Origin of the sequence: Schlesneria sp. (assembly GCF_036405755.1) — a bacterium.
Lineage (GTDB): Bacteria > Planctomycetota > Planctomycetia > Planctomycetales > Planctomycetaceae > Schlesneria > Schlesneria sphaerica.
Genome location: NZ_DASWWZ010000193.1, coordinates 1 through 11,276 on the forward strand (window position 1 = coordinate 1; position 11,276 = coordinate 11,276).

The window sequence follows — 11,276 nt, forward strand, 5'->3', positions numbered from 1 at the left end:
GGGTCGTAATCTCGTTTCGGCTGCGACACGCGAAACCTCAAACGGTTCAACAAACCTTGCAAACTGGTCATACCCTTCCGTCGATTGCTCAATGAATCCTTGATCGACCCAGCCGTTTTCAATCAGAATTCGCGCAATCCCATAGAAGAGAATCTGATCCGATTTTGGTGCGATTGCCAGATGCTGTGTGGCGTACATCGCGGTTTCGGTCATGCGGGGATCGATCACGACGATCTCAGGCGATCGGCGATTTCGCATCACGCGTTCCCACATGATGGGATGGGCCAGACACGGATTGGCTCCCGTAAAGACGAGTACGTCAGACTCTTCGAAGTCCGCGTAGGTGTAGGGGGGGGCATCGAATCCGAAAGCCTGCTTATACGCGACCACGGCTGTCGCCATACATTGGCGCGTGTTTCCATCACCGTGGAGCATTCCCATTCCGAATTTCGCCAGCGCCCCCAGAAAAGCCATCTCTTCCGTGGCGATTTGTCCTGTGCTGAGAAAGGCAATGGAATGAGGTCCGTGTTGCTCCTGAATCCCCTTCATGCGGGATACAAACTCGGTCAGCGCCGTGTTCCAATCCACAGCGACCAGTTTACCGCTGGCATTCCGCATGAGGGGTGTCGTCGCTCGATCTGGTGCGTCAAGGACCGTGAGGGCTTCCCAACCTTTGGGGCAGGCCATCCCCAGGTTCACCGGGTAGTCCGTCGATGGAGATAAGTTTGCTGCCACGCCATTGCGAAGATGGATGTCCAAACTGCAACCGGTTGAGCAATAGCCGCAGACCATCTTCGTGACAGCTTCGGGCAGATGACGCGAAGGAAGTTGCCCGAGACCGAATCCGCCAGGTTCCTGCACCAGTTCTCGGGTTAATGCCCCTTCGCGCTGATGAATGAGCGACAACGGAGGAACTTGTCGAAGACTGTCAATCAGCTTACTCATGAGCGTACTCCACCCGGCATGCGGGGGCTCGAGACCGCGGCAAAGAACAGGTAGCGTTCGAACAATTCCGCACCGAGACAGCCGAACCAGATGAGACAAATCGTGCTGGCAATCAGCGGTTCCGCAAGGACTGATCCATCCTTCTTCAGCAGATGCAACAACACCAATGGCAGGGCAAGTCCTCCCAGCACCCCCAGGCTAAGTCGAGCCCAGGCCACAGGGAGCAGCGGTCCGCAGACAAGCAGGGCCGAACGCTTCAGCGAGGTCATCCGCGAACTTAATCGATGCCTCAACAGCGCGAGGTCAAACAGCAGTTTTGCCAGATTGAACGCGATGACCAGGGGAACCAGTGAACGACCGATTCCAAGCAGCATCCCTGTTGCGATGTTGACATCGACGAACCATTGCATCAGCAGGCAGGAAAGCAACGTCGTCGTCGTCCCCAGCAGCGCAGTCGTCAGTGTAAACCGAATGAGTGTCTGTTCGAGATTCCACAGGTCTCGTTGGGTGAAAACATAAATCATGACCGAACAAAAGACCCCGCTGAGCCCGACCGATGAGACCAGTCCCCCGAGAATCGGCAGGTAGGGGCGGACAAAACGCGCCATCGGCAATGCAGTCGACGAGGGCTGACTGTCAATCCAGCATGCCACCGCATAGAGAACTGCCAGGCACGCGAACAGTCCGAACAACACAATTTCGCGACTCAGCCATGAGTGTCGCCAGCCCAGAATTCCGCGAAAGGCGTAAAGAGGACGCCCCAGATGGCAGGTGCTTGCGGCGAGGGCGAGCAGGCCAAGAATCAATGCACTCGTCGCATGCAGTGGACGAAAGAACGCCGCAAGATCCGCCCCGACCGTCGTATCGAGAATAAACCCAATCGTGAACGCCCCGACCGACAATTGGGTCAAAACCAGCATCAGGATCAACGGCCAATGGGGGTGGGCAGGGCTGATTGAATAATAGTCAGCAGGCAGCATATTCCGAGGAAACTGACGTGAGGTCTTATAGGTCGTCGTCGGCAGTGTCAGACTGGGATCGGGAGCCGCGGGCAGAAAGTTGTTCGCCTCGGAATCTTCGATCACTCGCTGAATGCTCACAACCCGAATGGCGATCGCTTCGTGAGGACATGCCTGCACGCAGGCTGGGGCCTCCCCCTTCGACAACCGATTCGAGCACATGTCGCACTTGCGCACGATCCCTTTCTCTTGATGATATTTGGGAACGTTGTAGGGGCAGGCAAGTGTGCAGTACTGGCAGCCGAAGCATTGATCGTCCAGGTGCTTGACAATGCCCGTCTCGGCATTTTTTTCGTAAGCATCCACAGGGCAGGCACTCATGCATGCGGGCTCGACACAATGATGGCACGCCGCAGTCACATGCTGCATGACAGGATTGAATTCGGTCCCGCCGACAAGCAGTCCCACATCACGCCACGTTTCATTCTGATCCAGTCCATTTAACGAGTGGCAGGCCGTGACGCAGGCTTTGCAACCCGAACAGCGGTCGAGGTCCACCTCAAACGCATACTGCTGCCCTGCTGCGGGAGGTGTCGCCGGGAGAAGCTTCTCGTAGTACCTGGCCTGAGCGGGTCTGTTATCAGTCCGGTGTTCTCGAGAAAACATCTCAACAGCGCTTAATTCCTGCTGCTGCTGAAGGAGATGGGCGATCAACGAAATGCCGTCAGGACGCTCGGCCGGAACCGGAGAAAGATCATGATGAAAATCCTGCAGTGTCAGGGGGCGGGTTTGGAGTGTCGTCATGATGCAGTCACCGATTCACGGTGTTCTGCACAGCTCGTTGCCAGGCTGCAACCAATCTCCGTGGCATACACGTCATCAAGGATTTCGACGCGCGGAAGATCCAGGTAGACGCTTCCCCCTTCGACTTTGATCGGGAAGGTTTTGATTTTGTACTCCGCATCCGACAGGGATTCGCCAGTTTTCAGCGAGAAGGTTTTCTTGTGAAGTGGACAAGCCACTTTCGGGGTCCCGTTCGCATCACCAATCAGTCCGCGCGACAGGACGAACGCTTTCTTGTGCGGGCACATGTTTTGAGTGGCGTACCATTCTCCTCGGCTGGAGAAATTGAAAACCGCGATCTGCGTTTTGCCGTATTTGACTGTCGCACCTCCATCCATGGGAAAGTCATCGACCGCCCCCACTTTGACCCAGCGAGTCTCCGCGTCAGTCACCCGACCGAATTGCCGGTCAACATCTGACTGGAACTGTTCCAGAGAGACGAGTTCGTTCGGCCAGTCGGCCGGACGGGTCTGGCCCCGTTCCGTCACGAATTCGATGCAGGGTTCCGTCTCTTCGGTATTGACGAATTGCCGGAATCGCTTGCGCTTTTCGGGGTCATCCACGACCGACTTCCACTCGCACTGATACGTATCAACCAGATGCTGAAGCCTGGACTCCAGTTCTGAGGCCAGTCCCAGCGAGTCGTCGATCACAACCGCGCGGATGTGATCGATCCCCCCTTCAAGCTTGTCGCACCAGACCGAGGTTCGCGTCAGCTTGTCGGCCGTCGCGATGTAGTACATCAGAAATCGATCGATATACCGAATCGCAGTCTCTTCATCGATCCCCGCTGCCAGAAGTTCGGCATGGCGTGGTTTTGTTCCACCGTTCCCACAGACGTAGAGGTTATAGCCCCCTTCCACCGCGATCAGACCAACGTCCTTCGACTGTGCCTCGGCACATTCCCGGGTACACCCTGAAACGGCCATTTTGATCTTGTGAGGTGAACGAATCCCCTTGTAGCGGTTCTCGACTTCAATCGCGAAACCGACTGAATCCTGCAAACCGTACCGACACCACGTCGTCCCGACGCAGCTTTTGACGGTTCTCAGCGATTTGCCGTAGGCGTGCCCGCTTTCGAATCCGGCATCGACCAGCTTTTCCCAGATGTCGGGCAAGTCCTGAACCTGTGCACCGAACAGGTCAATCCGTTGTCCACCCGTAATCTTCGTATAGAGATTGTACTCCTGAGCAACCTCACCCAGCACAATCAGCTTTTCAGGAGTGATCTCACCTCCGGGGACACGTGGCACAACCGAATACAACCCGCCTCGCTGCATGTTGGCCAGAAATCGATCATTGGTATCCTGTAAGGCTTCGTGCCGTGGATCAAGGATATTGTCATTCCAGAGCGATGCCAGAATGGAGGCAATCGTTGGCTTGCAAATTTCGCAACCTGTGCCCGTTCCGTATTGCTTGAGAATCTCGGAAAACGTTTTCAACTGCTTGAGTTTGATCAGCGCGAATAACTCGGTTCGTGAATACGCAAAGTGTTCGCACAAATGGTTCGACACATTCTTTCCGAGCCGCTTCATGTGAGCCTTGAACAGGTCCGTCACTTGTGCAAAACAGCCGCCGCAACTGGCCCCCGCCTTTGTGCACGCCTTCACGGCCGCCGGGGACTCAAGATTGTGTTCCGTAATCGCGGCACAAATCGCCCCTTTGGAGACGTTGTTGCAAGAGCAGATCGGGGCCGAGTCGGGCATGCTGTCGATTCCACCCACCGCCGAAGCCGAGGTCGAACTCCCCACGATCAATTCATGAGGAGGGCAGGGGAGGACCGTACGTGTTTTCGCCAGCATCGAGAGCATCCCGTACTGAGACGCATCACCAACGAGAATCCCCCCCAGCAGATATTTGCCGTCGCGCGAGAACAGCAGCTTTTTGTACTTGCCACCAAACGGGTCTTCAAATTGCAAAGGTGTCGCGGTCTCTATAGTGGCCTCATAGTCACCGAAGCTCGCAACTTCGACACCCATCAGCTTGAGTTTGGTTGAGACATCCGCTTTTTCGAATCGCTTGTCCCCCCCTGTCAGAGTGGAGGCCAGCGCATCCGCCATCTCATACCCCGGTGCCACCAATCCGTAGATCATCCCGTTGTGATACGCACATTCGCCAATGGCATAAATGTGGGGATCAGAAGTTCTCAGCTGGTCATCAATTTTGACTCCCCCCTGCGGGCCGAGTTCCAGGCGAGCCTGAACCGCGAGTTCGTCTCGAGGGCGGATTCCCGCAGATACAACGATCATGTCGACCGGGAGTCGAGTCCCATTGTCAAACTCGATCCCTTCCACCTGGGTTTGACCGTGAACGGCCTTCGTAGTGCAGTTCAGATGAACGTGGACTCCCAGCGCAGCGATCTGATTGACCAGGACCCGGGATCCTGCATCATCGATCTGGCGGTGCATCAGTCGGCCGGTGTTCTGGATGACGTGCGCTTCCAGCCCCAGATCGTAAACGGCCTTGGCCGCCTCCAGCCCCAGTAGACCACCACCGATCACCGCACATCGTCGCGACGTGGAGGCGTGGGAAATCATCCGTTCCAGGTCTTCAATCGTGCGGTAAACAAAGACGCCTCGTTTTTCGATGCCGGGAACTTTTGGAACGAATGGATAGGAACCCGTTGCCAAGACCAGCCGGTCATACTCAATCACCACTCCTTTTTGAGATGTGACTGTCCGTTGCTGGCGATCGATTCTGTCAGCACGATCGCCCACATGCAGTTCGACGCCGTTCGCCGAGTACCATTCGAGCTTTGCAAGCATCAGCTTTTCTGCATCGCGATGGGCAAAGAACGATGTCAGGCCGACCCGGTCATACGCCGCTCGAGGTTCTTCGCAGAAGGTCACGATCCGATATTGCCGAGCTTTGTCGTATTGAACCAGCTTCTCGCAGAAACGAAGTCCAACCATTCCGTTGCCAATGACAACGATCGTCTGTTGGTCCGAAGCGCAAGTTTGACGGGATTGGGCAGTGATCATGACCTACTCATCCTGAGCAACAGAAAGTTGAAGCGGAAATCGACGCAATGAGACAGGCACCCCTCAAACCACGGCGGGGGCACGTGAGAGTTCCAGGTCTGTCTGGTCCGGCAAGCGGTCGCTCAATGGGGGACTCACCGTCTCCGGTTCGCCAGCGAAGCGGACCGTCAGCACAGTGAACGACGCACACGTGACGCAGATGCCAAGAATGAACAGGGCTGTCGGCCAGGTGAGTGCGTTACTTTTGAAGAGGAACCCCGCAGCCACGGCCCCCGCGTTGCCTCCTGCTCCAACAATCCCCGTCACGCTGCCCAGGGCTTTGCGATTCAGGAATGGGGCAACAGAATAGGTCGCGCCGTTGGACATTTTGACGAACAATCCCAGCAGCATCAGCAGCGGAATTCCTGCCCATAATGTGCGTGCTTGGGAAAAGAGAAGCAGAGCCAGTCCTTCACAAAATAAGGCGATGAACAGCCATTTGACTCGTCCATTCACCCCCCATCGGTCACCAAACCGGTCGCCGATAATTCCTCCCAGCGCCCGTGCGAAGAGATTCATTCCGCCAAACAGGCCTGCAATCATCCCTGCCGTCGCCACGGCTTGAACCTTGTCGCCGCTGCCCAGTTCGCCGAAATAGTCGACGAAGTACAACGCAGCGATATTGTCGAGCGTTAATTCCATTCCAAAGCAGCAGCCATAGGCCAGAAATAGAATCCAGACTCGATAGTCACAACAGGTCTTCCAGAAGGATCCCGATGCTGCTTTTGCGGACGTCAGGTGTCCCTGGCGTCGCAAGTCCGAAAAGTTGCCCGCCGGGGTGTCTTGCGTCAGGAAATAATAGGCGACCCCCGTGAGCGCACAGACGATTCCCGTGATGAGCAGGCTGACCCGCCAGGCACTGGCAGAGCTGAATCCAGGAAGGCTGAGGAAAGCGGCGAACATGAGCGGAATCACCATCTGCGTGACTCCCCCACCCAGGTTCCCCCAGCCGGCCGTGGTCGCGTTGGCCGTTCCAACACAGTTGGGAGCAAACATGATCGAAGTGTGATATTGGGTGACGACAAACGAGGCCCCAATCACTCCGATCGCAATCCGAAACAGCAGAAACGTCACATAGTCAGAGGCGAGTCCGATCAACATGACCGGGACCGCCCCCACGATCAAAAGCCCCGAGTAAGCGAGTCGAGGCCCGATCCGGTCACACAGCCAGCCGATGAACAAGCGGGCGAAGAAGGTAATTCCCACCGATCCGATGATACACCAGCCAACCTGATCTCTCGTCAATTGGAATTCGTCGCGAATGATCGGCATTAAGGGTGCAATGCCAAACCACGCGAAGAAGCAGAAGAAGAAAGCGATCCAAGACATATGAAACGCACGCATCGGCGGCGAATGAATGTCCAATAATTGAATACGTGTGGCCTTGGCAGAAACATCCATTCAGTTTTTCCTGTCACAGATCACGGACGAAATGGAACTCACGCAGTCGCTGGCTCGGGCGAATTCTCGAAAGGAAATCACTGCGAGAACAAATTCATTGCGGCGCTGTCGCGCTATCACATGGGTGACTTCCCAGCGGAGAACCCATTTCTGGCTCCGAAGAAGTCGCGCCGAAATCAACGAGGAACTCGGACAACTCGAGGTGCCAGTCCCATGTTCTCAACACGGGGTTGAGTACGATGCGGAAACGAAAGCACTTCTGTTTTTCATGCCACTCAGTGGATTGACCCTCGTTGGCAAAGGATGTGCCTGCAGTTGTTCGGCGTGATTTGCACGGGCTCGAAATTTCGGACAGCCGAACGGTTCCATGTGGAAAGTCACCATCACCTTGAGGAAGCGAGTTGCGTCAGGCCAAGTATGCCTGATGGCACTTCCTCAATATGCTTTCCCGACCAAGATCCGGTGCGTAAAACTTATCATCGGAATCACTTACAACGTCGTACAGACAGCGAGACACGTAGAAGAGACAGACTCCACCGCTCGTTCTCCCGCAACATTCCTGTCCTTCGATCGCCGCTGCCGAGAAGCCGCCTGCGCACAGTTCATGCACACAATTGCCGCTTTTGGTGGCATAGCATGTTCTCAAGGGGCCGCCGCGAAAAGAGCCCGATTCTCAAGGAATCTCTCCCCCCGGCCTCTCTTCCTTGAACCTCTCTTCCTTGAATGCACTTGGCAACCTGACACCTTTCCTGCCGCAATAAGGGGTCACCTGTCAGCGGAACGAAGTTTGCGTCCTGCCACTGCTGGAACTGCTATCCTCCCTGTCTCGGGCACGATGCTCACAACAGACTTCAACAGGACTTTTGGCCGCCCGATCACTGGTAAACTTTCCCGCACACACTGGCTTGGTACCTTTGGAAAATGGTGCGAGAAAACCCCGCTCGACGACTCGACAAACGGATCTGGTTTTCGCTGAGTCTCTCAGCGGGGCTCGTCATTCTGCATCAATTCCTGATTCAACCGTCTCTCGTCAAATTGACGTCCGATGCCCCGGTGATCAATCTCGCGGGACGGCAACGGATGCTGTCCCAGAAACTGGTGAAGGAGGCACTGGCCTTCGTCGCCACCACCGAGAATACGACGCGGGAACTGCGACGCGGGGAGTTTGCCGAAACCCTCGAAACCTGGCGATCTGCCCATCTGCAACTCCGGAGAACGACCGTCGAAAGGGGCCTCTCGACCAATCCAGAGCTTGACTCGGGATATCGGCGCCTTGAGCCGCTCTTTCAGGCGATGAACGATGCCGGGATAAAGCTTCTGGCAAGTCATGATTCCCATGCCCAGCAAAGTGCCCTCGAAGGATTGCTGCTCAATGAACCCGAGTTCCTGAAGGAAATGCACAGTCTGGTCGGCGTGTACGAAGACCAGGCACGAACGCACGTGCGGCAATTGCAGGGGCTCGGTTTTGTCATCATGGTCGGAATTCTGGGAACGCTCCTGCTGGTTCAGTTTGGTGTGATGCGCCCCGAACTGAACAGTGTGGGAAAGGCTTGGGAAAAATCCGAAGCGAACTACGAACTGCTGGTGGAATCCATGACGGATGGCCTGGTCGTCCTGGATGCAAACGGCAGGATCGAATTCGCCAATCGACGGCTCGGAGAGATGCTCGGCCAGGAGAGTGAAGTCTTCATCGGACGTTCTCTCTCAGAGTTCGTGGCAGCAATCGACCAGCCGACTTATCAGCGCCTGCTTGCCATCGAGGAATCCCCACAGTCAGCCGACATCAAGTTTGTTCGCTTTGAGGGAGGGGAGGTCGAGACCTCAATCTCGCCTCAACGAATGAGCCGCATTCAGGGAGACCCGCCCCGTCTACTACTGGTCATCACGGATACCACCATTCGCAAACAGATCGAACGTCGCAGCCAGGACCTTCAAACGCAACTGGTACACGCGAACCGGTTGAAGTCGATGGGAACCATGGCAGCAGCTCTGGCCCATGAAATCAACCAGCCACTGGGAGCCATCTCCAACTACGCGGAAGGCTGCCTCACCCGGCTGACCGATGCTTCGCCTGATCCCCGGGAACTCGTCAGTCCCTTGCGTGCCATACTGCAGGCCTCTCTGCGCGGAGGCGAAATCGTTCGACGCACACGCAACTTTTCCCGCCGTCGCCCCTTTCGACTCGCACCCGAATCCATTAACGATCTTGTTCGTGAGATCGACGAACTTTGCCGGCCCGAAGCTCGGCGACGCTACGTTGTCCTGGAACTCGACCTCGACGACACTCTGCCCGACGTGGCCGCCGATGGAATCCAGATCCAGCAAGTCTTGGTCATCCTCATTGAAAACGCTTTCAACGCACTCGATCACAGGGAACCCTCGCAAAGAAAGATCACGCTGACATCGCGTGCTCGACCGATCGATGAGATCGAAGTCTCCGTCAAGGATTCGGGACCGGGTCTGGTGCCTGACACGTCACAGTCCCTCTTCGAACCATTCGTCACCACGGAAGTGAACGGGACTGGCCTTGGCCTGACCATCGCCCGTGGAATCATCGAAGCTCATGGCGGAAAAATCTGGCATGAACCCAACGACGCTGGCGGTGCCGAATTCCGATTCACTCTGCCGATTCTGGCCGAGTCACCCGGGTCCGACCAAACCGGGCGCAAGGCACAGCCACCAACACCGCTGGATGTGAGCGAGGCTGTGGACGCGGATCTCCTGGAAACATCCCTTCTCGGTAACCAACCCCTCCCTTCCGACATCCAGAACGTCTGTACTTCCGTCGCCTCAACACAGAGGGACCGAACATGATTGGAGACGGTTCCCCTGTCGCTTTCATCATCGATGACGACGCGGACATGCGTGGATCGCTGGAATTTCTGATTCAGTCCATTGGAATTGCGACCGTCTGCTATGCTTCGGCAACCCGCTTCCTGGAGAACCTGACCCCTTCGCCAGCAGGTTGTGTCGTGTGCGATGTGCGCATGCCCGAGATGAGTGGTCTTGATCTGCTCGAACACCTCGTCCGACTTAGCAGCCCTCTCCCGGTCATCCTGATGACGGGCTTCGCCGATGTCCCCATGGCCATTCGGGCCATGAAGCTCGGCGCCGCGGAATTCATCGAAAAGCCCTTCAGTGGTCAGGTGATGCTGGAAGCCATCCAGCGCACCTTGATCGAAGATCGCACTCGGCGCACCTCGCGTGAGATATGGAGCGACTTCGCTGGCCGCATGGCAAACCTCACCGAAAAGGAACGCTCGACACTCGATCTGCTCATCTCGGGTGCCCCCAATAAGACCATTGCAGCGCGACTTGAGATTACCGAGCGGGCGATTGAAGGGAGAAGAGCCTCCATCATGAAGAAGCTCGGTGTCAGCACCTTCGCCGAACTTGTCCGACAGGTCACTCAATATGAACTTCTGCCCCAACTGCACGAGCGACCCCGCCTGTGACCTGTTGCGAGGCGACACGGAACCGAACAAGGCAGATACGGTCCCGTTCAACCCGTTCCCCGGAATGATTCCCAGTCGTTCGCACCTCCCGCCATCGCATCGAGTCGCGGCCGTGACGTCCCACACGAGCATCCGGTGGAGACGTCCTGGCCTGTGTCGCCCATCTCAAATATAAAAAGTCCCCTTGAACGGAGAGGTCTAACGGGAATGACCCCACGTCGAGATCAGGAGAGCCACATTCCTGACCCGAGTGGCCGAAGGAGGGTGGATTCCGAACTATTCCGGCTGGCCCTGTTCGGACGACTGTTCGGGAGTGTCTGGCGATGTCAGCCAGTTGCTGATGACGGGATAATCGGCCCGATCATGGCTGACGACCTGAGCATGCCGTCGTCCACTCGCGCGGCGATGTTCGCTCTCGCCATCCTCAATTTCCGCATAGGCAGGGACCATCACCGTCAGCATCATCAGTTGCGCAACACCGACTCCGAAGATTCCCCGAATTGTATCCATACAGCATTCTCTACTTTCTTACGTGAACCATTCGCTACGATCGAAAGAGCGAAGTTGCTTTCGATCTTACTGGCGTTAGATACGTCATTCCGGGCCACTGCTGACAGGTGAATTTGAACCGTCTTGCAGTAATGAAAGTGAAT

Annotated in this window: 7 protein-coding genes; 2 read left to right on the forward strand and 5 right to left on the reverse strand. The window is 56.2% G+C overall.

Annotated features, from left to right (window positions below):
* From VGE80_RS06550 to VGE80_RS06565, 4 genes are all read right to left on the reverse strand, one after another.
* Positions 1–945, reverse strand: a 945-nt coding sequence (locus VGE80_RS06550; RefSeq protein WP_440592094.1) for a molybdopterin-dependent oxidoreductase, incomplete at its 3' end; no start/stop codon positions are given.
* Entirely contained in the window at positions 942–2,708 is a 1,767-nt protein-coding gene (locus tag VGE80_RS06555; RefSeq protein ID WP_440592095.1) for a DmsC/YnfH family molybdoenzyme membrane anchor subunit, read from the reverse strand. The genes VGE80_RS06555 and VGE80_RS06550, both read right to left, overlap by 4 nt.
* The gene (nirB, locus tag VGE80_RS06560; protein WP_440592096.1) at positions 2,705–5,728 is read right to left on the reverse strand and encodes a nitrite reductase large subunit NirB; all 3,024 of its coding nucleotides are present in this window, start codon (positions 5,726–5,728) and stop codon (positions 2,705–2,707) included. The genes VGE80_RS06555 and nirB overlap by 4 nt, the downstream gene beginning before the upstream one ends.
* A 63-nt stretch (positions 5,729–5,791) precedes the next feature.
* Positions 5,792–7,168, reverse strand: a complete 1,377-nt coding sequence (locus tag VGE80_RS06565) for an MFS transporter (RefSeq protein WP_440592097.1) — start codon at positions 7,166–7,168, stop codon at positions 5,792–5,794.
* A 921-nt stretch (positions 7,169–8,089) separates the two neighbouring features.
* Between VGE80_RS06565 and VGE80_RS06570 the strand changes: the two genes are divergently transcribed.
* On the forward strand, positions 8,090–9,982 hold the full coding sequence (locus VGE80_RS06570) for an ATP-binding protein (RefSeq protein WP_440592098.1): 1,893 nt from the start codon (positions 8,090–8,092) through the stop codon (positions 9,980–9,982).
* Positions 9,979–10,623: a response regulator transcription factor gene (locus VGE80_RS06575; RefSeq protein ID WP_373652295.1), complete on the forward strand. Its 645-nt coding sequence runs from the start codon at positions 9,979–9,981 to the stop codon at positions 10,621–10,623. The genes VGE80_RS06570 and VGE80_RS06575 overlap by 4 nt, the downstream gene beginning before the upstream one ends.
* Positions 10,624–10,899: 276 nt before the next feature.
* On the opposite strand, the gene VGE80_RS06580 is transcribed toward VGE80_RS06575, so the two are convergent.
* Positions 10,900–11,133: a hypothetical protein gene (locus tag VGE80_RS06580; RefSeq protein WP_373652296.1), complete on the reverse strand. Its 234-nt coding sequence runs from the start codon at positions 11,131–11,133 to the stop codon at positions 10,900–10,902.
* Positions 11,134–11,276 lie beyond the last annotated feature (143 nt).